Below are 23,519 nucleotides of genomic sequence, written 5' to 3'. Positions count from 1 at the left end.
ATTGAGGTAGACTGAATCCGATAAATCGGGCGCTACATCAATGATAAAATTATACTCAACTTATTTACCAAGTCAAGGTAAAAAATCACTTCGTAGGGGCGGGGTTACCCCGCCCATACATTTCTGTCTACATCAATGATTCTTTTCCCTGTAAGGTTATACAAGCCCTGTAAATCCTCTCTTCAAGGATAGGGTTCCACCTTTTACCAAACTCAAAGCTCAAATCAATCGTACAAAGTGATTTAAGTGGAATACCCAAGCCTAATGCACCAACCCGTTCTTTTATATCTCCATAATACCAGTTGTTAGTGTAAAAACCACACCGTAATATCAATGGACTAATTTCATACTTACCCCCCACTGATACTCTATTCATTGGCTTAAATGGACTACTCCACTGCCAACTTGTAACCCCTATTTCGACTGTAGCTTTTTCAATAGGAGTATAACTTATCGATGCAACAACTCTTGACGGAAGGTTGGTATTAGAAGTAAGTTTAGCATGTGATAGATAGCTTGCACTTAAGCCAAATTTCCAAAAATCCAATCCTATAGATGCCAAATACCCGGGACCAAAAAATTTTAATCTCAGCGTATCATATGCATCATGCATAGTCTTAAAGTCTGTAACCCACTCCTCTTGAGCTGACCCAAAAACTACAAAGCCACCAAGTTCAACTGCGATAGAGCTGAAGTTCTTGCCAATTCCTATCTTCCCTATACTTGCACTGCCTCTACTTTTAACACGGCGTTGAACTGAGTCACCATACAACTCTTCCCATGGACTATGGATGTCAAAATTTAAATTTAATACTTCATTTAGACCAATGTCTATTCCCATACCTTGAGGTGCTACCTCTTTAGGCAAGGGTAGCACATATCTCACATATGGGAGTGTGAAATCAAAGTTCGTAGCCTTACCATCCTCATCTACAATTTCCAATACCATAGAGAACTCAAATGTTAATTGACTCGGCAGTTTAAACTTTTGTATCCCTCCCATCCCAATGTAAGCCGCATTCTGCACCTCTACTGGCTCACCTAATCCACCGCCAGAGAAGAGTGAATAACAATAAGCCGAACCAAGCAATAAGAAACCACAGATTACACAAATTTTCACAAGAGAAAAAATCAATCTGGTGTTAATCTCGTGTAAATCTTGTGGTTTATAATTTTGCATTTTGAGCTGTAGGTTTGAGTTTTGCATTTTAAGTTTATTCATTCCCTTCTTTTAGGTGGTAGTATATAAGTTATAGAAAGCTGAGCACCCTCTATATCAAACACAACACGTCCAATCTTCTGTGCATCACCTTTCAAAACAAGCCAGCAGTCGCCTTCTTTAAACCACCTATCTACTATTCTCTCAATTGATAAACTAAGTGTGTCACCTTTTGGGTGAGAACTTGATGAATACACACCTCTACAGCCAGCATAAATCCCTATATCCCATTTGTAAGAATTAGTTGTATCTATAGGAATATAAAATGACGCATCATTTACGGTAGCAGATTTAAAGTTAAGGATGTAATTAATCACAGAAGTATCAGTAATAAAAGAATCACCTACAACCAAAGTGCATGGAAACACAGTATCACCTAAAAAAGAGTCAATTGGAATATAAGTGGTCTCCTTGAGAAACACTGGTATCTCCAAACTAAACCAAAGTGTACATTGTGTAGTATAAGCACCTGTCTCAATCATTGGCAAATCTTGTGTAAAATAACTTGTATCAATGTACACTTTCTTACTTGGAGAATAGAAATTTGTATCCTCCTTTACTGACAGTCGTAGTGGTTTAAAGCTTGCCATCCCAATATATGGTAAGAAGCCAATAGAGAATACTGAATCCGGTACTGAATCCTGTATGTAAACCAAACAGGTATCACCTTCTTTAATTTCAACAGTATCAAATATCTCACCTGTATCCGGAATATGACTCCAATTTATAGAGTCCGGGTTCCATAATCCTGTGACTTTACAAACTTTCACTTTACCAGAATTCACTCCAAGTAGCCAAAGTGAATCAGGTAAAAGAGTAGTATCAAATTCAAAGCAAATGAAAGCCATCGCCTTAAAGTCACACTCCTCTCCCGCAAATAACTCTGTAGCTCTACTCATAGATGCAAACTCTGAATAATTATTCCACCTAACCACGAAACCCCGCGCTTGTCTAATTTCACCCTCCCTCGGTTTCACAATCTCATACCCAATCGGCTCCTTCTTGCCACAACCGGATAACAAAATGAAAAATAAAAAATGAAAAATGAAAAAATTTAGTTTAGGATTATCTGTATTCATCAATGTTTTTAAAACAGCTTCCCCATCTGCAAATGGAACTCCCATCCTCTTGGTTTCTTATCTATACCATAGCCAAAATCAAACCCTACCAGTCCCATCATTGGTATCTCTATCCTAAACCCAACCCCCACCCCCCGCTTTAGGTCCTGAAAATTAGCCTCTTTGAAACATTCCCATGTATTACCGGCATCTAAAAATACAAGTGGATAAAGATTTTCTTCAAAAGAAATTTTAGTCTCAATTGTGAACAAGGATGCAAATCTGCCACCTATTACTTCACCATCCCTTTCAGGTCCTATTGACCAGTCCCTGTACCCTCTTAGCCCCCATTCTCCTATACCACCAAGTATAAACCGCTCATATAAAGGGACATCAGCCGGTGTTCTGTATCCATCTATAGCGCCAAACTTACCCCTTAAGCCAAGCACAAAACGCCAAAAAAGTTTGTGATAAGTAGAAGTTTCAAATATCTCCTTATGGTAATCTACACTACCACCTAAAGGACCGCCTGAGAGTTCAATTTCTGCATCATTACGTGTCCCTGTTGTCGGATTAAGGAAATTATCACGCGAGTCTCTTACAACTTCAAATGTAGCTACACTCCTAATACGGTCGCCAAGGCTCTCTTTTATATAAGAACTTAACGAAGCAGTATCATCAGCTGATGCTTTCACACGCTCAAGTTTATACGAAATGTACCCTTTTGTGAATGTAAGTCTTGGTATAGGCCTACCAACCTTAACATTGCCACCTGTTCTCTGTGTTTTATATAACGGGCGCTTCTCAAAAGTATGAAATGCGTCTAACCCTACACTCATAGGTGTATCAAATAGCCATGGCCTGTTGTAACCTGCTTCAAGAGTCTGTAACTTTTCACCTTTCTGTAAGTTGATGTATAATAGCTCACCCATACCTCTAAAATTAGGAGTAGATAAACCAAGATTACCCACAAGGCCATGCTTCGGATAATAACTGGCACCAAGAGAGGCTTGGCCTGCTGGTTTCTCTTCTACTTTAATTATAAGGTCTATATCCCCTTGCTCATTGGCTTGCCCACCTTGACTTGGCGAGGCAGGCTTTGTATCAAGGGTTATGTTCTTGAAGAACCCTAAATTAAACACCTTACGCTGTGAATTTATTAATTCTTTACGAGACAGTATATCACCGGGAAATATTGTGAGTTCGCGTCGTATAACTTTTTCGTGTGTTTTTGTATTATTTTCAATTATAATCTTATGTATCCTTGCCGGTTTGCCTTCTTTGATTTTATAAGTTATATCTACAACACTGTCACTTAACTCTTCTACAGGGTCAACGATTGCATATATGTAGCCACGATTCCCATAAAGACTATAGATACCTTCTAATGTCTTTGATAAGGCATTACTTGAATAAAGGGAGAGCCTTTTAAACTTCACTTCTTTAATTAAATCTCTTGTATCTATAACTTTATTACCATCAAAACCTACATTACCCAAAAATAGCTTACTACCTTCATCAATCTTAATGTATATTCTAACCCATTCTTTATTTTCATCAGGCACTATATTCACATCCACAACTTTACAGTTCGGATACCCATGATTCCGATAAAACTCAACAATCTTATCTGGGTCATTTTCAAATTCTTCTCCACTAAAATTACCTGACCTGTACCATCTCTTTTCTCTATTTTTTAGCCTCTTTTCAAGTTCGTCATCTTTAAAAGCACGATTACCAATAATTTCAATTGAGCGAATCTTAACACGCTTACCCTCTGTAATTAGGTATTCCACCTTGAGCTCTTTATTGACCTCTTCTGTAACAGGTTTAACTTCTGCCAAATAATAACCATCCTTCTTATAAGCCTTGCGTATCTTTACTGCTCCATTAAAAATTGATGTCTCAACTCCAATGTCACCCTCTTTTAAGCCACATAGTTCAAGTAGCTTCTTATCCTTAAATTTTTTATTCCATTTGAACCCAATCTTAGATATACGTGGGTATTCCTTGACCAATATAGTAAGCTTTACCCCACCACCCTCTTTTTCGTACTGTATCTCAACATCTTTAAACAACTGTGTCCTATAAATTTGCTTGACAGCATTCCTTACACTCTCCACAGTTAACTCATCCCCTATTTCTAAACCTGATGTTGAAATTACAAGACCAGGGGCTACATTTTCTATCCCCTCTACTTTAAGCTCTACAATTATTTCAGCATAAATGAAAGTGGGAAGTATGAAATAGAAAGTAAAAATTACAAGCCAGCTTAAAGTTCTACACATTAGATGCTTCACTCCGTAAATGTCATTGCGAGCGATAGCGAAGCAATCTCGCTCTTTGAGACTGTCATTTTTCGTCATTCGTCATTTGGATTTCGTCATTTCTTGTTTCTCTCTAACTTTCTCTTTTGCAATTTGATGCTCTTTCAAGGTTTTCGAAAATATATGTGTGCCATCACCACGTGCAACAAAGTATAAATAATCAGTCTCATCCGGCCATAATGCAGCTCTGATAGAACTCTCCCCAGGTGAACATATAGGACCGGGAGGTAAACCTTGATAAATATAAGTGTTATATAAGGAATGGATGGAAAGGTCAGAGTAAGTAAGACGCGGCTTTCGTTCAGGTAAAATGTATTGAATAGTAGCATCACACTGGAGTGGCCATTTATGCTTAAGCCGCTTATGGTAGACTCCTGATATTATAGGCTTCTCAGAATCACATACAGCCTCTTTCTCAATAAGGGAGGCAAAAGTTACTACCTCCTCAAGTGTAAACCCTATTTCTTTTGACCTATTGTAAAAATCTTCACCAAAGACTTGAAAAAACTGCTCAATCATAAATGGTATCACTTCTCTTGGATTCGTTCCATATGGAATAAAATAAGTCTTCGGAAAAAGGTAGCCCTCAAGGGAGCTCGCTTGTATACCAAAGCTTCTTATATAAGAAGTGTCATGTGCAAGCCTAATAAACTCTTCTTTATTGACTCCCCCATATCTCCTGAATAGCCACGCAATTTCACGAAGTGTTGCACCTTCAGGGATTGTAACTCTTATACCTGCATTCCTGCCCTCAACAAGTGTTCTTAACGCTTCACGAATTGGGGTAGGCTTTTTAAAAATGTAGTAACCAGCCTTAATATTACGGTCTTGGTTTGTAACTTTAGCCCACACCTTAAACCAAAATTTGTGTTCTATTATACCTTGGGCATAAAGTTTTTCTGCTACCTGTGTCAAGTTCTCACCATGTTCTACATTTACTCCATAAAGGAACCGCTTAGGGGAGGTATCGCCTTGAACTGTAAAAGTAAAAAATACTAATAAAAAAAGCACTCATCCATTATATTGGACATTCACTGCCTTTGTCAAGTAAAATAAACCTTTGGAGTTTCCCCATTTTTTATTCTTCCATAAAATCCAGTCACTGTCCGTGTATATCCGGGATATTTTTGCAGCGCGAGGGGTATCCCACGCATCATACAAGGGCAAGGCGCCTATTATTTTATTTGCAAAATAGCAAAGTTGGAGTATTATCTTCCAAATGAAACACCAAAATAGCAAACCAGTTTTTTATTACATAGTTCGCCTGGCTACTCGAATAGTCCTTATAATATTTTGCTCACTTAAGATAAGAAGGGTAGAGAATGTCTTGGGAAAGGGCGCCTATATTATTGTATCAAATCATATCAGTGTGATTGATGGCCTTGTTTTAATTGCTTCATTTAAAGAAAAAATTACATTTTTAGTTGCATCTTACCTGTTTGAAAAACCCGTAGTCGGAGCATTCTTATCCAGAATAGGTTGTATTCCAGTTGACTCTGTACAAGCAATAAAAGCGCTCAAAAAAGCATTAAGTATGTTAAAGAATGGAAAAGTGATAGGAATTTTCCCTGAGGGTGGTGTTAGATTAACAAAAGAGATGCAAGAAGTTAAGCGAGGAGCCCTCTTTCTCACTCATACAGCAAAAGTACCCATCATTCCAGTGGGCATTCAAGAAACCAATCAGGGAACTGCTGAGCAAATCACTGAACTTATAAAACATTTGAGAAGCTGATTACTGCCCTAAATAATGGGGACGGTTCTTTTTATTTTGCAAAAGCCACCACTATAATTATTTTATTGGTTGTTATTCTCTCTACCAAGCAAAATTGATTAGTGCTCTAAATCAAATTGGATGCCGTATTTTTGTGTCACGGGCTTAGCTATCTTTGATGTTATTGCATATTTCACAGTAACCGTGTAGCTGGATGCAATTCTATTTTTCAAAAGCAAATATAGTCTTGTCCCTTTATCACTTATAAACTGGTTTGTCATAAGACCTGGTAAGTCTTGCTCATACTCATAAAGACCAAACTTGTCGAGTTCAGAATCAAATAAAATCAACCTCGTAGTAAATGATAAGTATTTTGAAAACTTAACTCCTATATCGCCGTACAAAAGCTCACCTTGAGGTCTAACCTCTTGAGACCCAGCCTCATAGCCTCTATCAAGTCTGACTCTCATATTAAGTTTGGCGGCTTCAATATCTGCTTGTAATCTAAACCATTTGCATTCAGACTCACCTCGAGGTGATACCTCTACCTTTTTAAAAGAGTATCTACTTGTAAGCCAAAAATGCGGTGTAAACTTATGCTGTAACTCAATAGAATGTTCAGCATGCAAAGTTGGTAACTCAGTAGAATATCGTGTGCAATAATCTGTATAGCCTGTTAATTTTGTGTATTTTGAAATCTGATACGCTCCATATAGATAATTACCTTTTTCAGCAAGCTTGTAGCTGTCAGAAAATGGTGCCGAATGGAACACAGGGAAATCGGGTGGATAATATCTAAATAGAGTGCCAAGTCTTAATTTTTCTTTCCCGTATTCTGTACCAAGCACTGTTGCCCAACTTTTATCACACCAGCCAAATTCACTAAACCAGTTAAGAGGTAACACCTCAAATCCAGCTAATGAGGTTGAACTACTCACACTCCATAAGCTATGAGTCCCTATTTTAGTGCCTTGAGGTCTAACCTCTTCTGGATTTAAGAAATGCGTATTTTTATACCATGTAAGCCCAAGTTTAATTGGACCATGGTACTCAAATCTTGTCCCAATCAGCCACTCTCTTACTCTGTCTTTTTTAGCTTCGCCTGACTCAGTTGAGTGGTCTCCTTCATAATCATAGATGGTAGGGGCGTATTGCGATACGCCACCACCATTATCAATTTTTGTATTTGATAGGATTACGAAATTCTTAATCCCACGATAGGATTTGGACTCTACTGCTACACCATGTAAATATGTATTTTCACCAGTAATAGTGTATAGTTGAAGTCCCCGCTCTTTCCCTTTAATTACACCCTGCTGCTTGAAAGTAACAATAGGAGGAAAGCCAAACAATAGACCTTCACCAAATTCAAGCCTGTAATCGCCAAGTATAATCTTTTGAGCCATTGGGAGCGCCTGCACCATTATTCCATAAGTGGCAAAGTCTGAATACGATGCTTCGTAGGGGTCTTTCTCAAGAAGTGCAAATCCAGAAATATTTTTACTACTTAATTTAAGCCTCTGGTAAGATTTTATTGGGCTACCCGGCCAATTACCTTTAACTTTAGGAAAAGTCTGTTGAACCCTTGACCTGAGTTCAATTTGAGGTCTAACCTCCAAAATTTGTTGCCGTTGTAGTTTAACCGTTATATAGGGACGGATGCACTCTAAAAGCTCATCTGTCACACCCTGTACCTTTCTCAAATCCTCAATCTTATCAAAGCTGCCAACTTCTTTTCTCGTCTTAATAATGGACTCTGCAAGCCCAGGTGAAACCCAGTATATCTTAAGAAAATCTTCCTTTTTAGCTTTGTTAATGTCAATCGGATGGGACTCCAAACTTTGTAGCTCCTCTATTAAAGGGTCAGACACAGCAGGAGCATCAAATTCCTGTCCAATAAGGAGAAGGAGGTAGCACCTCAAAATGAGTAAAATCATATAGTAAAGTATAGCCTATGGTTCGTTTAGGTCAAGTAAAAGATGCTGCTTGTTGAATCAAAACAAAGTAATTTTTCTTGACATTAAGTATAAAGTGAATCAAATTTAAAGGGGGTAAAATGAAAAAGTTTAGCACAATGAGTGAGTTCCTGTCTCGTCTGCCTCGCGTCAAGGCAGGAAGGAGGATGCTCATGTTGATATTGATAGCGATGATATCAGTTGTTACTCTCTTCAATTGCGTATGGTGTGGTTGGAACGCAGTAAGAATAGGGACATGCCCTGGTTGGCTTTACCAAGTGGTGGGAGATGGTAGAAATGATGGTATACAAAGGGTGTATGTATCGGGGTTCAATGGTCATATATACGAATGGACTTATTTAAAGGCTAATTTGGGTCCTCCCTATACAGCTTTTGCAGCAGTTGCAATTGGGGAATGGACGAAACGATGGTATGATATGAATAGAGTCTATTGTCCTGATGGGCATTCTCCATACCTCAGAGAGTACAGTTGGAATAGCTCCTATTATGAGGAGTCAGTCATCACTTTACCCTCGTATCGGTTGTGTAAAGCAGCTGTTGGCTCTGGTAGGAATGATTTAGTGAACAGAGTTTATGTTTCTTGTGGAGGGGGGTATGTTTATGAACTCACATACTCTGCAGGGAATTGGCAACAGGTTGACATATGCCCAAGTGCGCCTATGCTCAGCCGTTACGGATTATGGCTTGGTAGAACAAAGAGTGACAGTAAAAACAGTAAAATACGAGTATACACTACAGCACAATTTGGTAATATCCGTGAGCACTCATGGGATGGTAGTGCATGGGTTGACACTGTTGTTGACGCTGTTACAGGTGCGTCTGCTGATTTGACTGTTGGTAGAGGTAGAAATGATGATACAAACCGAATCTATGCTACACATAGAAATGGCAGCATATATGAATTTACTAATACTGACCCCTATGTGGGAGTGAAAGAAAACCCAAAACTTGAAGTCTATCCTAATCCATTTGCTCAAATGACAGAAATCAGATTCCAAATCCTAAATGGGACTCCTAAAATGCCAGTTAGTGTAAGAGTGTATGATATGGCTGGTAGATTGGTAAAAACTCTAATAGATAAGAAGGAGAACACGGAAGTATACACGGTTGTTTGGAATAGAGAGGATGATTTTGGGAATAGAGTTGCATCAGGCATTTACTTCTGTAAGTTAGAGACTGGGAAGTCCATTAGCTTCAAGAAATTAGTTATGTTAAATGGAAACTAAAAATTAGGAACACCAGGGCTTTAAGTAGTAACTTGTCTTCTCCTTGGTCAGCTTGGCTTTAATTCAGCTATTTTTTCTTTAATTGCAGGTACTACTTTGAATAAGTCACCTACTATCCCGTAATCTGCCTCGTTAAATATAGGTGCATTTGGGTCTTTGTTTATAGCTACAATAGTATCTGCCCCTTTCATCCCTGTAATATGCTGGAATGCACCCGATATTCCGACAGCTATGTAGAGCTTTGGCTTCACTGTCTTACCAGATGAACCCACTTGCCTATCCTTTGGGAGCCAGCCTGCATCTACAATTGGCCGTGAGCAGGCAAGGACGCCACCAAGTGACTTGGCAAGCTCATCAACTAAATGTAGGTTCCCTTGCTCTTTTATCCCTCTGCCTACTGCTACAACAATATCTGCCTTTGTTATATCTATTTCACCAACTACTGCTTCAAGGTATTCAACAAACTTTCTATAATCAGGTTCTTGTGTGAGTGGTGATTGTATAGTTACGAGTTCTCCATTCAAATTCGCTTCTTGTGGTACGAAAGCTCCTTGTCGCACTGTTATCACAAATTGTTCACTCTTACTGAAACATAATCTTGCATTCAATTTGCCACCATACATCTGGCGTATTGTAATTAAGTTATTGTCCTCTACATCTATTCCTATACAATCTGTAGCAACTGGTATATTAAGTTCAGTCCCAATAGCAGGTGCAAGGTCTATCCCAAATGCAGTATGACCAATAAGTGTAAGGGATGGTTTTTCTTTTTTTAATATATTAGAAAGGACAATTTGGTATGACTCAGCATTGAAGTTTTTAAGCTTCTCATCCTCTATGACAAACACCTTATGCGATTGTGATTTAATCTTATCTGCAAACTTTTCTACATTGTATCCCAATAGTAAAGCAACGAGTTCACCTCCTGAGGTGCTACCTCCTAATTTACTGGCCAGTTCTCTTCCTTTAGTAAGTAATTCATAAGTTATATCTCTAATTTCACCACGTCTATGTTCAACTAATACAAATACCCTTTTTGTCACTTCACACCAATCCCTTTTCTTTAAATATACCTGTAACTTTAGTTGCTACTTCATCTGGTGTCCCTTCTATAATTTGTGCCCGCTTCCCAATAGGGGGTGGGAACAAGCTATCAATTCTTGTTTTTGTCGCTAATTCATCAATTCCTAACATTTTTGCATCAATCACTTTGATTTCTTTAGCCGCTGCCCTTCTTATAGCAATGAGAGAAGCATATCTTGGCTCGTTGATACCTGTCTGAATAGTGAATAGGGCGGGTAGTTTTATTTCTAAAACCTCAAGTAAGCCACCTTCAAGTTCCCTCTGTACTTTAGCTATACTCTCTTTTATCTCAATATTAGTTACTAATGTAGCATGTGGGATACCGAGTAATTCAGCAAGTGTAGGTCCAACTTGAGAGCATCCATCATCGTTAGCCATACAGCCAGTAAAAATAATATCAAACTTACTGCAAGCCACTTTGACCACAGACTGAAGTAGCTTTGCAGTCGCAAATGCATCGAGCTCCTTAAACTTTTCATCTGTCACCCTTATTGCTGTATCTGCACCTTTAGCAAGCCCCATTCGGAGTATATCTTCGACCTCAGGTGGCCCAACTGACACTAATGTAACTGAGCCACCAAACTTTTCTTTTAGTAGGATTGCCTCCTCAAGGCCGTAGTTATCGGATTCGTTGATGTCAAAAGTAAGCCGTTCCTTTATTATATCCTTACCAGAGGCATCTACTTTAATCTCTGACTCTGCAGTTTCTGGCACTCTCTTTATACAAACAATTATGTCCATCATTCACCCTAACAATTGTGTGTATTATAACAAAATACCAATAAAAAGTCAATAAATAATTTTGGCACCACACAACTACTTTTTGCTTGACTTTTCAAAGGGCATGGATTATAAAAATATCTTAAATAAACTTATAGTAGAAATGAGGGTATTCTTGGCAGTATGCGTCGTAATTCTTTTAGGTATGATTTTCTTTGTAGGGTTTTTGGATGGTTTAATAAGAGGAGGGATGTTTAGTATTTTCATTATTTGGTGTGTGGTTACACTATCATGGCTTATATTTATTTATGGGAAGAGATAAAATTGGGGACAGGAAAATAGACTGATTACTAATTACAGCTTTTGCAAATATTTTTCAAAATCTCTCACCTTAGGCGGCTTCTTTCCCCTTCCCGGTTCAATTAAGTGTCCTTCCCGCCTTAAACGCGTCGCTTGTGCCTCTATGCCACCGGGTAATTTTTCATTTAGGCTACCATCTCTCTTGATTACCCGCCAATACGGTGTTATTTTTTTCTCTCCATTTATTAGGTCTTCTTCCGATGTCTCAGCTGCTATCCTGATAAAAATTCCAGTTGTCAGTGGACAAGTAGTATCAGCATGATAATCCTTAGCTAACCGCTCTCTAATTTGCTCTACTGTGACAAGCTTTCCTTCCGGAATCTTGCGTATTAGAGCATCTACATCAAGAGGCTTAGGGATAAGCATTTTACCTATACCAAATCTTTTTTGCATCTTTGGCGGAATATCAACTAATTTACCGTGACTTGGGAGTTCTTTTTCTAATTTTTCTCGCCAAAACGTGCGTGATTTAAATTTATCACCCATGTTTCACCTCCAGATATAAAATGAGTACTGTCAAAAATATGATTTTTTAATATGGAATGCAACAACGGTGTTGTTGCAAAATCACCGATTTTGCACTCCAAAAAACAACCGCAAGGGTTGCTCCTACATTTAGTGTGAATTACATCTTATCTCATCAGGACGAGTACTCTAGCTGCCGTATAACCATCGGATTCAAGATGGTAAAAATACATGCCAGACGGTAGCGATTTACCTTCATCATCCTTGCCATCCCAGTTGATAGTATAGTAGCCGGCAGGCTGGAAACCATTTACTAATCTTCTTACCACTCTGCCACTAATGTCGTATATTCTGATATCTACATAGCTATCTTGAGGTGATACCTCTTTTGGAAGTCCATATCTGATGGTTGTGAGCCCGGTTGTTGGATTAGGCCAGTTCTGTGATAAGCTGAATACCTTTGGGATTGGGTTAAATAATTCAGTTTCTTCTATACTAACAACAGGTCCCATTGGATACGAGTAGAAGCCAGCTTGTTCAATATTACATAGATTTAGGATGTCTTAATATTTCTTTGACTCCATCCTCCTCTCATGCTCAGCTCTCTTCATTTCATCCATAAGTTGAGCCTGTCTCTCCTCTTCATCAATGTTACCAACCACTGCTCTTTGTTCGCAGCCTTTCTCTCTCCCAATAGCAAGGTATGAAAATTCACAATTATTATCACCTGCACCTGACTTGACAGTAAAGCCATATTTATCCTTCTCCACAACATATAGTCCACTATAAGAACCAACTGGAGTCAGTGTAATCTCAATTGGTAATTGAGCAGATACAAATTCAGCAAATGAGGCATCAAATTTAACATAAGCTTCACCATTTACAAGTTTACCAGTCCTATGAGCTATAAGTTCTTTATATTGCGACTCAACTGCTGAGTATGATTCATAACTCCCTTTAGAGTTTTTCTTGAATGTATTCCATCCAACATCTGCATAAGCATTACCATCTCCCTGGAAATAGAATCTTAGTTTTTCTGGTACTCCTGCATAGAAGTTAGCAATTCTTTCACTGCTTGTACTATTGTATGCATTTCTAACCCAAAGAGTAGGATAGTTTGTTCCAGTGCTATTGTTATAAAAATATCCTCCACGCTGTGTTGCCACAGCATAAACCCCATCTCCACCCGCTCCATTAATCCAGACTCCATTGTTGCCTGCTTGGTCAATACAGAGACCATCGTAAATTGGCATATCAATCTTGACCCCAAATACTGGACTGTAAATATAAACTCCATAATATGTAGAATCTATATGGATGCCCTCCGATGAGGCACGTATCTTGAGTCCATACCCTCCCATACCGTCATTTCTGATGTAAAGTAGTGCATTATTGGATACTACTCCGATTACAGAATCAGGTGGTACAATGTGTCCAGCTGAATCAGCATATGAGACTTTACCAATCAAGTTTTGTGCATAATTAGCAGTATCTGCATAGATAGCATTATTAGCATTCTTTGCTTTCATTGCATAGCCAACAGAGACTAACTTCTTCCTTGGAGATAGAACTTCACTCCCCACCTGAATCTGAAGATAAAGGGTACTCCAGTGAATAGAGTTGCAGGTATAGGATTAACATTTCCAAGATATACATTGAATATCCCCTTATCCACTACAACACTGGTTTGTGTTCCCTCCCATAAAGAGCTGCCTCCTGTTGGTACATTATATAGTCTAAACACCATATCAAAACTACCTGTCACCCCAGCAGTATCCTCTGCATTTGCAAGCCAGCCTTGATAGTTGATCTTGTGCGGGGCATCAAGTCTATTCTCTGTCCCATTACGGTGGGACACTCCACTTTTCGTACTTATCTTACTCCTGCAAGGCTAAAGCCTTGCCCTACCATTGCCTCTATGCCACAGCAACTTCTATTATCCAATTATACACATCACCTCCTTTAATCTACTTGGGTAGTTTTTGGTCTCCCAACCAAAATTTTCGTTTAGAGGCAGGTCAGGAGACCTGCCTCTAAACGTTTCTTCTCTAAAATTTCAGAAGATATTTAAGCTGCTCAATTTCTCTCTCTTCTAACAACTGCTTTATTTTAACAAGTCTCTTGCAATCACTATCTTTTGTATCTCTGATGTCCCTTCATAAAGCTCAAGTATCTTAGCATCACGATAGTATCGCTCTACCGGATAATCTTTAGTATATCCATAGCCGCCATAGATTTGGACTGCCTTTCTTGTGACATTCACTGCAGCCTCAGATGCAAACCATTTTGCCATAGAGGCTTCTTTTGAGAATCTTGGCATCCCTTTATCTTTACAGAAGCCCGCATAATACACAAGTAACCTTGCCGCCTGTATCTGTGTTGCCATATCAGCAAGCATTGACTGGACCATCTCAAACTCACATATTGGCTGACCAAAAGCCCTACGCTCTTTTGAATAGCTCAGTGCTGAATCAAGCGCACCTTGAGCTATGCCTACTGCTTGCGCTCCTATGTCTATTCTTGACACATCAAGTGTATGCATACATATCTTGAAGCCATTACCTTCTTTACCAAGTAAGTTTTCTTTTGGTATCTTAGCATCTTCAAAGATAAGTTCACAGTTAGCAGTTGCTCGTATACCCATAAGGTCTTCGTGCTTTCCGAGTGTAAATCCTGGTGTATCCCGTTCAACTACAAATGCACTTATTCCTTTGTGTTTCATTTCTTTATTAGTATACGCAAAGACAACAAATATACCTGCCTCACCTGCATTTGTAATGAATCTCTTTGTCCCATTAAGTATATAGGAATTGCCGTCAAGTCTTGCAGTTGACTCCATACTCGCAACATCAGAGCCTGCATTTGGCTCAGTTATCCCGATAGCACCAAGTTTTTCACCTTTGCATAGTGGGGGTAGCCACTTATTTCTTTGTTCTTCATTCCCAAATTGATAAATAGGATACGCAGTAAGTGAGTTATTGACTGCTACAATCACGCCTGTAGTGGCACAAACTCTTGATATCTCTTCAATCGCTATTGCAAGAGATACAAAGTCAAATCCTGCACCCCCATACTTTTCTGGCACTATCACACCAAGTAGCCCAAGTTTAGCAAGCTTCTTAATATTCAGCCACGGAAACTCCTGTGTCTTGTCCAGTTCAGCTGCTACAGGCTCAAGTTCTGTCTTAGCAAACTTTCTCACTGTCTCCTGTAGCATCTTCTGGTCAGCAGTTAAATCAAAATTCATCTTCCCCCCTTTTCATTTACCCAGTATTTCTCTTGCAATGACTACACGCTGTATTTCAGATGTCCCTTCTCCAATCTCCATAAGCTTAACATCTCGCATAAATCGCTCTACTTCGTATTTCTTTGTAAGTCCCATTATCCCATGTAACTCAACTGCCATAGTTGTAGCTCTCATCCCAACCTCTGATGCGTATAGTTTCGACATAGCCGCTTCTTTAGTATACGGTTTCCCGCTGTCTTTAAGTATAGCTGCATTGTAAATTAGACCACGTGCCGCCTCAATCTCTGTTACCATATCAGCTATTCTACCTCGAACGAATTGTGATTTATACAGTGGTTTACCCACCTTGACTTGGCTAGGCAGGTTAGAGGGCTTACTTTCTTTCACATATTCAATGCAGGCATCAAGCGCTCCCTGTGCAATTCCAAGTGCGCCTATTGATATTCTACCGCCATCAAGTGTTTGCATAAATATTTTGAAGCCATCACCCTCTTTACCGAGCAAGTTTTTACACGGAATTGCACAATCTTCAAATATAAGTTCAGAAGTAACTGAGCCACGTAGCCCAAGTTTATCCTCTTCTTTACCTGCTGAGAATCCGGGTGTCCCTTTCTCAACTACAAATGCAGATATACCGTGCACTCCTTTTGAGCGGTCCTGTGTAGCAGTAAATACTATTATATCTGCTATCGCACCCGATGTTATGAATCTTTTAGTCCCATTTATTATGTATTTGTTACCCTCAAGTTTTGCAGTAGTTTCAGTAGCAGCAGCATCTGAGCCTGCATTTGGCTCAGTAAGTCCAAATGAGCCTATCTTTTCACCCTTTGCTAATGGGATAAGCCATTTCTTCTTCTGGCCTTCATTTCCAGCAATATAAATTGGATAACAGCCAAGTGATGTATGAGCAGCAAGTGTTATCCCTGTAGAGCCACAGACACGTCCTACCTCTTCTACAGCAATAGTATAAGAAAGTGTGTCAAGCCCTGCACCACCATACTTTTTAGGAATAGGTATCCCTAAAAGGTTTAATTCAGCCATCCGCTTAAAAATATCAAACTGAAATTCTCCTTTTTTATCAATTTCTTGTGCTCTTGGGGCTAATTCCTCTTGAGCAAATCTTCTTACTTTTTCTTGGAACTCTTTATGGTGTCTACTGAGTATCGTGATAATATAACAGGACTACCCGTCCCTCAAAATCAAAAATCAATTTGATTTTTATTCTAGCAATGCTTTTGCTATTTTAATCTTTTGTGCTATTGAAGACTCACCCCATACTTGTATAACCTTTGCATCCCTAAAGTATCGTTCTACTGGGTAATCCTTTGTATATCCATAACCACCATATACCTGTATTGACTTGATTCCTGCAACCATAGCTGCATCTGTAGCAAATAATTTTGCAATAGCGGCATCTTGTCCAAAGCTACTACCTGAGTCACATTTAATAGCAGTATCGTATACGAGTAGCCTTGCAGCCTCTACCTTTATTTTCATCTCTATAAGCATATCCTGGACGAGTTGGAACTCACATATTGGACGACCAAACTGGTGTCGTTCTTTAGAATATTTTATAGAGTCATCAAGTGCTGCCTGTCCAATTCCTACTGCTTGTGCCCCTGTTCCAATACTTGCAAGATTAATTGCTTCTTCGCTTATCTTTAAGCCATCGCCTTCCTTGCCAAGTATAGCATTGGCACTAACTTTAAGTTCATTGAATTCTAAATTACATATACCGGCTGACCTTATACCGAGTGTATCTTCTTTTTCAGTTACCTTAAGTCCTGCACTCTCCCTATCAACAAGGAAAGCAGTTACCCCATTTTCAGTATTCGCAAATATGACAAATAGCTTTGCAGCCTCAGCATTTGGGATAAAATCCTTTTTGCCTGAAATTCCATATCCATTATTAATTTTAGTTGCTTTAGTTTCTATATCAGAGAAGTTAAAACCTGTCCCCTCTGTAATTGCAAATGCGCCTATAATATCACCTTTTGCAAGTGGAGTAAGCCATTGACTCTTTTGTCCTTCATTGCCATACTTAAGGATAGGATAAGCTACAAGTGCATTATTTACTATAAGGATTGTCCCAATTGAGCCAAAAATTCTTGACAATTCCTCAATAATTATACAGTAACTGACCGTATCAAGATTAGCACCACCGTACTTTTCAGGTATAGTTATTCCAAGGAAGCCGAGTTCGGCAAGCTTTTTAATTATCTCATGTGGATAAGTAGCACTTTTGTCAAGTTCTGCTACTACTGGGAGTAGTTCAGATGATGCAAATTTTCTTACCATATCTTGGATAAGCTTTTGTTCCTGAGTTAGCTCCATTGTCCTCTTATTCTAATTAAGATTTTAAACATTGTCAACCTTTTTCCTTGACAAAATAGTTATTCTTTTTATAATGTAAATATACATAGCAAGAAAAAGGTAAGAAATGGCAATATCAGCTTATGTGTTTATAAACACGGATGCAGGAAAAGTTGATAAGGTTTTAGAAAAGGTGAAGAAGCTTCCTGATGTAAAAGAAGCTCATATAGTTACAGGATATTATGATGTAATAGTCCGCGTGCAAGCTGATGACCTATTAAAACTTGGTGAAGTAGTTGCCGAAAAGATACATGAGATAGACGGTGTGCGTTCTACAACTACTTCTATAATAGTTTAATACTGAACCCTTCTCCGCCTCAGGCGGATTGGCTCAGGGCAGGCTCTGTGAAGCATCTCAATAGGTTTTAGTTCCTCCTTCAAATATGGTGGTCTCCTGACCACCATATTTTATGCGGGTTCCCGATTTTATCGGGATAACTACCATTTTAGTAGCAATCTTTAAATTATCGGACAGTCTCATAAGTCTATATTTGGAAATAGCTTTCTTGTTTTAAAATTGGATTACGAAGGAGTAGTCAGTTACCGTTTATTTCCGCCCTGCCTGTCGGCAGACAGGAATGTAGAGGCAGGGTTTGTCTCTGCCTTTTAGTTACTATGTTTCTCTTCTTGAGTTACTTTGATTGGTTCACTTTTTCCCGTAATTACTTTATCTCCTAAGCCTACAAAATTTCTCGCCTGTCCTATAAGGTATGTAAATAGACTCGTCTTCTCCTTTTTTCTTGCTTCCCGTATTTCACCCATCGCATAACTAAGCATCTCATTTAAGTCTTCGGTCACCAAAGGCTTTAGGACAATTCTTGCTGCTACATAATAAGTCTTATTAATGTCCAATATATTAGTTGCACAAATATTGACATTGGGTTGCACACATACTTTATCCAATACATCAGTAAAATTAGTAAACCTATTAATGGCTCCATAAATATCCGTTACCTTGTATTCTTTATCCCACAGGTTATAATTTATAAAAAAAGCAAACTCCTTTCGCTGTATCAGCTGGTCAAGCCATAGGGCTCTATCCCACCACAAATCCACTGTATACTCAATGCAGGAAGTAAACCCTCTGTTTATACCCTCAAGTATCTCATAAGTGAATAAATTATCTATTTCAAGATTAACAAATACTTCCTTTTTAGATTGTGTAATAACGATGGATATATTTGGATTTTGTGCACCACTTTGTAAAATAATAAAGGAAACTGTAAATAGTATACTACTCACCTATTAAATTTCTAAACTTTTGATTGTGTAAACTTTATAACAAAAATTGAGTTTAAAAAACTTTCGCTACTCCTCAAGTATCTTTTACTTCAGTATCACTACCCTTTTTGTGGTTACAAAGTCATTGACTAACTCATCCTTTTGTGAAAATGGAGAGAACTCAAGTCTCAAGAAATATACTCCAGTTGAGAATCCTTCAGGAGTCCATCCTAATGTATGAGTCCCACAATCTCTTATATCATCTATCAGTACTTCAATTAACCCACCCGCTAAATTGTAAGCCTTTAGTGAAATACGACCTCTTGCTGGCAATTGATAGCTGATACTTGTTGTCTGTCTAAATGGGGTAGGATAGATTTCCAGTTTTGTCCCGACAAGGTCGGGGTTGAGCTTTGAGCTTTGGCTCTCTTCTATTCCTGCTTGTGTTCCTTTAGCAAAATATATATCGTACCATTGTGCATGGTTGCGTCTATCACTCCACACTGCATAGACATTTTTGTTATCATCTACTGCTAATCCAACTCCAAACTGGTCAACATCACCTATTGTACCCGGTTTATCCACTACTCGCACATTCTTGCTAAATGAATTACCGCCATCATCGCTATAGCTAAAGTATGGATGAGAAATGTTCAGTGACTCTCTTAAGTCTTCCCACACACAATATGGGTTGCAGTCTGTATCAGTAGTTATATTTATACTCATACCATTATAAGTAAATGTTGTATCTGTAACTTCCGTAATTTGACTAAATGAAGCACCACCATCTGTACTCTTTGCGTACAGAATCTGCCAGCGACCTGTAAGATTCACATTATAAAAGGCTATGTGGATGGCTCTATTCTTATCAATTGTAAGAGAGGGGAAAATCTGCGCTAATCCAGATACCGTAACCTTAATGTCAGTTCCAAATGTCACACCACCATCAACGCTCTTGTCAAGCCTAATGTCGCACTCCAACGCATCTAAATTCAAGTGAGACCATATAACATATACAGTATCATCTAATACATTAATACATGGAAAAATCTCACCGTATGGCGGAACGTCAACAGGAAAGTCGTCAACTTTTATATCTTTACTAAATGTGAGTCCACCATCTCTACTTCTATCAGAATAGATATGAAATTTAGGGTCACCAGAACCATCCCAGTGTCTCGCGTCAGCCCATACAATGTAAACATTATCACCAGCCACTCCTATGCTCACCCCATACTGAATTTCTCTGCTACTCGTGTCAGTTACACATCTATTTTGGCTGAAAGTCAAACCACCATCATCACTCTTTGCAAAATATATATCAAAAGTAGCCGTATCTCCTGATGAGTTTCTTGAATCTGACCATGCTACATAGATTCTCCCAATAGCATCTACTGCTATAGAAGGAAAAAACATAATCGCTGTATTTGGCGGCATATCGCCTACTTTAACATTTGGTAGAAAACTTTGTCCACCATTTATACTTTTAGCAAAGTAAATCTGTGACCCAGTTGTACCCTCACGAGCATCTGACCACACAATATATAGCGTGTCACCACGTGCTACAATGATATTAGCTCCTCCAATCTTTGTGAAATGCTCTGCTGTACCTGCTGGATCATCGTTTACCTGAATGTTCTTGCTAAAAGTATAATCGCCATCCTTATACTGTGAGATTGCCAAATCCCGACAAGTCGGGGCAGGCTCATATCCTAACCTATCGGATTGAAAAATTTGCCTCAATTGAAGGTTAAGCATACCAAACCCTTTGCTGGGATCACCTAATCCTTTCGAGTTTGCCTCTATCACGTTAGAAATAAGAAGCAAACTTATCCACAGGATTCTGCGAATAAAAATATACACTCTTTTCATCTTACCCTCCTCTAAAAAGTTTTACTAAACCTAACATATGTTATTAAAGGAGCATTTTCCTTATCCAGTCGTCTATGTACACTGATTCTAAATCCGCCGCCATAACTCTGAATCCCTAATCCAATGCTTGGCTTTAACTCGGATAAACTAAAGTCACCCCCTCTCTCCCATGCATTACCGGCATCAGCCAAAATGGCGAGTTGAGGTGTCTTGCTCCCAAGTCTATACTCTATGTTACCAAGAAACATAGTATTGCCAGAGAACTCTTTATAGTAGTAGCCATGTAAAGTGCCAACATCTCCAAGGTAAAATCTCCTTTGCATAGGTAATGTATTATTAGAATACCCTATTCTAACTCGGAAGTCAAGAAAATTAGAAGCAAATAATTCATTATAGCTTCGTAAGTCCAGTATGTAGCGAGTGAACTCAAAGTCACCACCTAACTGGTCTCCTGCTTTTTCAACTCCAATCCATGATTTTATACTGTGCGTTTTATTACCAATCTCACAACTATAAGCTACAGCGATACTTTTAAGATAGCCCTCATCAATTTGTGGATTTTCGCGTGTAGGCCTGTCCTTATTGAACATAGTCCATACATCACTTGCCTCAATGTTTCCGTATTTGTCTGCATTGTATTCAATCTTTACTTTGTGCTTGGGAATCACCACCTGTGACAGCCAAATACCAGCACCTTGTCTAGTGTAATAATCATAATAATCTCTGTTTAAGAAAAATGATGATGCTGTCTCTTCACCCTCACTGATAATCCAGCTATCCTGTGTATCTACAATATTGCGATATTCACCCCCGATAGTAAAGGTATGCGGATAGAAAAATGGCTTCTCTATGCTACCTCTGTATTCCCATAGCTTAGGAGTGAAGGCATAGCCACCCATAATTTTAAGCTTCCAATCATTAGGCATAAAAGTTCTTGTCTCAAAATTAGCAGCCCACCATAAGCCTTCAACTCGGTTGTATCTTAAATCAAAAAAGTCAGTTTTTGCAAAGTCTTTCTCTTCGATAGGGATTCTTAGCACATTTTTACCTTTTTCCTCATAAATTGTATACGCCTTCTCTACTCCTTTCTCATGCTTTACACATTTAAGAGCTTCCTCAATTGACTCTTCTCCCTCTTCACCAGTCCCTAATTTAAATACCTTTACTTTATGTCTCTCAACAGCCTCTCCTTCTTTACCTCCTTCAATTAATGCTTTCACTTTATGCTTTTCTCTCACTTTTACTGGAAATTGTTCCTCTAATCTTTTCACAGCTTCTTTGACTTTATCCTCATTGTATAAATCACCCTCTTTTATAGCAAGTGTCTCAAAAATGGCTTTGGTAGATATCCTTTTATTCCCTGTGATTTCTATCTTATCAATGTAGCCTTCGTCAATCTTAAAAGTGAGTACCCCGCCTTCACAAGCTGTTGTTACCTTGGCTAACTTATATCCTTGCTTGTGATACATTGACTCAATGACCCTCTTTTTCTCATCAACACTCCCTTTCAACACTTCCCCAATAGGGATTGCTAATTCTTTAAGTAGCTCATCAGTTGAAAATACTGACTTTCCCTCTATTTTTACTTCCTCAATCTTAGGATTTTCTTCAACTTTAACCTCAAGTCTAACACCTTTGTCTTCTCTGACTACATTAAGAGCTACAGTTTTGAAATACTGTAGTGCCTCTATGTTCTTTTTAGTTCTTATCAGTTTATCAATATCAACGGTATCACCTATATGTATAGCCATTGTATCACGAATTACTTGCCCAGGAACATTTACCATACCCGACACTTTTATGCTAACTATCGGGAAATTGAATGCTATACCTTCTAAAACTTTTTTAGCAGCTTTTACATCTCCTTTTTCCTCGATTTCAGCTCCGTAGACCTCACCAATAGACACTGTAGTATTACCCATTATTTCTCCATAATTATAAATCTCGCCAACCTTAACTCTTACATCACCAGTCACAATCCCATTGACTTTCACTTCACCAATCTCACATTCAACATCACCATCAACCACACCATCGATAACTATGTTACCTACCTCACACCTAACATCTCCTTTGATTGTATCCTCAGTGGCAACATAAACATTGCCTGTAGACTGTGCTATCCCTTGTCTAACCTTTGCATTTAATGTATTAGATAGAAGCAAGATAATGGTTAGACACCAAAATTTATTTGAGCTAAACATTGTTCACCTCCTTTAAAACGATGCTTTTGCTCCTCTACATTAGTAAAAAAATTACTACCCCACTTAAAGTGTAAGAGAGAAACTTCATTAAGCTTACTTTTGTTGGTTCAACCTTCTGCTTCAGAGTGAGTCTATTTTTGTCAAACTCTATCTTATCAATAGAACAGCCAACCCATCCATCTACATTATCACTAACACCTGTATCCTTTAGCTCACAATTCCTTATAGATTGAGTAACTACATCCTGATTAATTGCACGACCCTCCAATCCAGTTGATAGGAATAGGATAACGGGTAGCCACCAAAATCTCTTTAATATAAACATAGTTCACCTCCTTTAACGCACCAATATTAGTGCGTTAATAAAAAGCATTATCCCCATAGCGAGGGTATAAAGAACTAACCCTCCAATCCCAACTGCCGCTACTTCTAACTTCTTCTTCATTACAATCACCCT

22 protein-coding genes are annotated in these 23,519 nt (G+C 38.6%); 4 read left to right on the top strand and 18 right to left on the bottom strand.

Annotated elements, in window-relative coordinates; genetic code table 11:
* Positions 1-127: 127 nt before the first annotated feature.
* The 4 genes from QMD71_03475 to mltG all read right to left on the bottom strand — a co-directional run bounded on the left by QMD71_03475 (position 128) and on the right by mltG (position 5,615).
* The gene (locus QMD71_03475; protein ID MDI6839907.1) at positions 128-1,222 is read right to left on the bottom strand and encodes a hypothetical protein; all 1,095 of its coding nucleotides are present in this window, start codon (positions 1,220-1,222) and stop codon (positions 128-130) included.
* On the bottom strand, positions 1,219-2,343 hold the full coding sequence (locus tag QMD71_03470; protein ID MDI6839906.1) for a hypothetical protein: 1,125 nt from the start codon (positions 2,341-2,343) through the stop codon (positions 1,219-1,221). Before QMD71_03470 ends, QMD71_03475 begins: the two co-directional genes overlap by 4 nt.
* Complete coding sequence (gene bamA / locus QMD71_03465) at positions 2,307-4,565, bottom strand: outer membrane protein assembly factor BamA (protein ID MDI6839905.1); 2,259 nt, start codon at positions 4,563-4,565, stop codon at positions 2,307-2,309. The genes QMD71_03470 and bamA overlap by 37 nt, the downstream gene beginning before the upstream one ends.
* An 81-nt stretch (positions 4,566-4,646) precedes the next feature.
* Entirely contained in the window at positions 4,647-5,615 is a 969-nt protein-coding gene (gene mltG, locus QMD71_03460; protein MDI6839904.1) for an endolytic transglycosylase MltG, read from the bottom strand.
* 208 nt (positions 5,616-5,823) lie between these two features.
* On the opposite strand from mltG, the gene QMD71_03455 reads away from it, so the two are divergent.
* Entirely contained in the window at positions 5,824-6,336 is a 513-nt protein-coding gene (locus QMD71_03455; protein MDI6839903.1) for a lysophospholipid acyltransferase family protein, read from the top strand.
* A gap of 98 nt (positions 6,337-6,434) precedes the next feature.
* Here the strand turns inward: QMD71_03455 and QMD71_03450 are convergent, their stop codons facing one another.
* Positions 6,435-8,252, bottom strand: a complete 1,818-nt coding sequence (locus tag QMD71_03450) for a helix-hairpin-helix domain-containing protein (protein MDI6839902.1) — start codon at positions 8,250-8,252, stop codon at positions 6,435-6,437.
* A gap of 119 nt (positions 8,253-8,371) precedes the next feature.
* Here QMD71_03450 and QMD71_03445 point away from each other — a divergent pair, with 119 nt between their 5' ends.
* Positions 8,372-9,517, top strand: coding sequence for a T9SS type A sorting domain-containing protein (locus QMD71_03445; GenBank protein MDI6839901.1), 1,146 nt, complete (start codon positions 8,372-8,374; stop codon positions 9,515-9,517).
* A gap of 47 nt (positions 9,518-9,564) precedes the next feature.
* Here the strand turns inward: QMD71_03445 and QMD71_03440 are convergent, their stop codons facing one another.
* Together QMD71_03440 and QMD71_03435 are read right to left on the bottom strand one after the other, a co-directional pair.
* Positions 9,565-10,560, bottom strand: coding sequence for an electron transfer flavoprotein subunit alpha/FixB family protein (locus QMD71_03440; GenBank protein ID MDI6839900.1), 996 nt, complete (start codon positions 10,558-10,560; stop codon positions 9,565-9,567).
* A gap of 1 nt (position 10,561) precedes the next feature.
* On the bottom strand, positions 10,562-11,344 hold the full coding sequence (locus tag QMD71_03435) for an electron transfer flavoprotein subunit beta/FixA family protein (GenBank protein MDI6839899.1): 783 nt from the start codon (positions 11,342-11,344) through the stop codon (positions 10,562-10,564).
* Positions 11,345-11,444: 100 nt separating this feature from the next.
* On the opposite strand from QMD71_03435, the gene QMD71_03430 reads away from it, so the two are divergent.
* The gene (locus QMD71_03430; GenBank protein MDI6839898.1) at positions 11,445-11,642 is read left to right on the top strand and encodes a hypothetical protein; all 198 of its coding nucleotides are present in this window, start codon (positions 11,445-11,447) and stop codon (positions 11,640-11,642) included.
* A 32-nt stretch (positions 11,643-11,674) separates the two neighbouring features.
* Here QMD71_03430 and QMD71_03425 read toward each other — a convergent pair whose 3' ends face one another.
* The 7 genes from QMD71_03425 to QMD71_03395 form a co-directional block, all read right to left on the bottom strand.
* Positions 11,675-12,166 carry an MGMT family protein gene (locus QMD71_03425; GenBank protein MDI6839897.1) on the bottom strand — a complete coding sequence of 164 codons (492 nt, stop codon included), beginning with the start codon at positions 12,164-12,166 and terminating at the stop codon, positions 11,675-11,677.
* 146 nt (positions 12,167-12,312) lie between these two features.
* Positions 12,313-12,657, bottom strand: a complete 345-nt coding sequence (locus QMD71_03420; protein ID MDI6839896.1) for a FlgD immunoglobulin-like domain containing protein — start codon at positions 12,655-12,657, stop codon at positions 12,313-12,315.
* 51 nt (positions 12,658-12,708) lie between these two features.
* Positions 12,709-13,728, bottom strand: a complete 1,020-nt coding sequence (locus tag QMD71_03415) for a hypothetical protein (GenBank protein ID MDI6839895.1) — start codon at positions 13,726-13,728, stop codon at positions 12,709-12,711.
* Entirely contained in the window at positions 13,692-14,003 is a 312-nt protein-coding gene (locus QMD71_03410) for a hypothetical protein (GenBank protein ID MDI6839894.1), read from the bottom strand. Before QMD71_03410 ends, QMD71_03415 begins: the two co-directional genes overlap by 37 nt.
* Positions 14,004-14,249: 246 nt before the next feature.
* Positions 14,250-15,392: an acyl-CoA dehydrogenase gene (locus QMD71_03405; protein ID MDI6839893.1), complete on the bottom strand. Its 1,143-nt coding sequence runs from the start codon at positions 15,390-15,392 to the stop codon at positions 14,250-14,252.
* 12 nt (positions 15,393-15,404) lie between these two features.
* Positions 15,405-16,565 carry an acyl-CoA dehydrogenase family protein gene (locus tag QMD71_03400; protein MDI6839892.1) on the bottom strand — a complete coding sequence of 387 codons (1,161 nt, stop codon included), beginning with the start codon at positions 16,563-16,565 and terminating at the stop codon, positions 15,405-15,407.
* Between the two features lie 45 nt (positions 16,566-16,610).
* Positions 16,611-17,726, bottom strand: coding sequence for an acyl-CoA dehydrogenase family protein (locus QMD71_03395; GenBank protein MDI6839891.1), 1,116 nt, complete (start codon positions 17,724-17,726; stop codon positions 16,611-16,613).
* A 106-nt stretch (positions 17,727-17,832) separates the two neighbouring features.
* Here QMD71_03395 and QMD71_03390 point away from each other — a divergent pair, with 106 nt between their 5' ends.
* On the top strand, positions 17,833-18,063 hold the full coding sequence (locus tag QMD71_03390) for an Lrp/AsnC ligand binding domain-containing protein (GenBank protein MDI6839890.1): 231 nt from the start codon (positions 17,833-17,835) through the stop codon (positions 18,061-18,063).
* A gap of 308 nt (positions 18,064-18,371) precedes the next feature.
* Here QMD71_03390 and QMD71_03385 read toward each other — a convergent pair whose 3' ends face one another.
* The 4 genes from QMD71_03385 to QMD71_03370 form a co-directional block, all read right to left on the bottom strand.
* Positions 18,372-19,007 carry a DUF4390 domain-containing protein gene (locus tag QMD71_03385; protein MDI6839889.1) on the bottom strand — a complete coding sequence of 212 codons (636 nt, stop codon included), beginning with the start codon at positions 19,005-19,007 and terminating at the stop codon, positions 18,372-18,374.
* An 84-nt stretch (positions 19,008-19,091) separates the two neighbouring features.
* Positions 19,092-20,858 carry a sialidase family protein gene (locus tag QMD71_03380; GenBank protein MDI6839888.1) on the bottom strand — a complete coding sequence of 589 codons (1,767 nt, stop codon included), beginning with the start codon at positions 20,856-20,858 and terminating at the stop codon, positions 19,092-19,094.
* 11 nt (positions 20,859-20,869) lie between these two features.
* Positions 20,870-23,062 (bottom strand): POTRA domain-containing protein, encoded by a 2,193-nt coding sequence (locus QMD71_03375; GenBank protein MDI6839887.1) that lies wholly within the window; start codon positions 23,060-23,062, stop codon positions 20,870-20,872.
* A gap of 34 nt (positions 23,063-23,096) precedes the next feature.
* Positions 23,097-23,387 carry a hypothetical protein gene (locus QMD71_03370; protein MDI6839886.1) on the bottom strand — a complete coding sequence of 97 codons (291 nt, stop codon included), beginning with the start codon at positions 23,385-23,387 and terminating at the stop codon, positions 23,097-23,099.
* Positions 23,388-23,519: the final 132 nt, after the last annotated feature.

The sequence above is a fragment of the bacterium genome, assembly GCA_030018315.1.
Taxonomy (GTDB): Bacteria; Hydrothermota; UBA3073; order JACQXS01; family JAGMCI01; genus JASEGA01.
This window is presented reverse-complemented; position numbering and strand designations above follow the sequence as displayed.

Excerpts from the sequence above, each read along its gene's own strand:
- QMD71_03450 (MDI6839902.1), bottom strand. The coding sequence starts at position 8,252 with ATGATTTTACTCATTTTGAGGTGCTACCTCCTTCTCCTTATTGGACAG.
- QMD71_03445 (MDI6839901.1), top strand. The coding sequence starts at position 8,372 with ATGAAAAAGTTTAGCACAATGAGTGAGTTCCTGTCTCGTCTGCCTCGC.
- bamA (MDI6839905.1), bottom strand. The coding sequence starts at position 4,565 with ATGTGTAGAACTTTAAGCTGGCTTGTAATTTTTACTTTCTATTTCATA.
- QMD71_03430 (MDI6839898.1), top strand. The coding sequence starts at position 11,445 with ATGGATTATAAAAATATCTTAAATAAACTTATAGTAGAAATGAGGGTA.
- QMD71_03405 (MDI6839893.1), bottom strand. The coding sequence starts at position 15,392 with ATGAATTTTGATTTAACTGCTGACCAGAAGATGCTACAGGAGACAGTG.
- QMD71_03425 (MDI6839897.1), bottom strand. The coding sequence starts at position 12,166 with ATGGGTGATAAATTTAAATCACGCACGTTTTGGCGAGAAAAATTAGAA.
- QMD71_03470 (MDI6839906.1), bottom strand. The coding sequence starts at position 2,343 with ATGGGAGTTCCATTTGCAGATGGGGAAGCTGTTTTAAAAACATTGATG.
- QMD71_03435 (MDI6839899.1), bottom strand. The coding sequence starts at position 11,344 with ATGATGGACATAATTGTTTGTATAAAGAGAGTGCCAGAAACTGCAGAG.
- QMD71_03375 (MDI6839887.1), bottom strand. The coding sequence starts at position 23,062 with ATGTTTAGCTCAAATAAATTTTGGTGTCTAACCATTATCTTGCTTCTA.
- QMD71_03420 (MDI6839896.1), bottom strand. The coding sequence starts at position 12,657 with ATGGGACCTGTTGTTAGTATAGAAGAAACTGAATTATTTAACCCAATC.
- QMD71_03390 (MDI6839890.1), top strand. The coding sequence starts at position 17,833 with ATGGCAATATCAGCTTATGTGTTTATAAACACGGATGCAGGAAAAGTT.
- QMD71_03475 (MDI6839907.1), bottom strand. The coding sequence starts at position 1,222 with ATGAATAAACTTAAAATGCAAAACTCAAACCTACAGCTCAAAATGCAA.
- QMD71_03380 (MDI6839888.1), bottom strand. The coding sequence starts at position 20,858 with ATGAAAAGAGTGTATATTTTTATTCGCAGAATCCTGTGGATAAGTTTG.
- QMD71_03395 (MDI6839891.1), bottom strand. The coding sequence starts at position 17,726 with ATGGAGCTAACTCAGGAACAAAAGCTTATCCAAGATATGGTAAGAAAA.
- QMD71_03370 (MDI6839886.1), bottom strand. The coding sequence starts at position 23,387 with ATGTTTATATTAAAGAGATTTTGGTGGCTACCCGTTATCCTATTCCTA.
- QMD71_03455 (MDI6839903.1), top strand. The coding sequence starts at position 5,824 with ATGAAACACCAAAATAGCAAACCAGTTTTTTATTACATAGTTCGCCTG.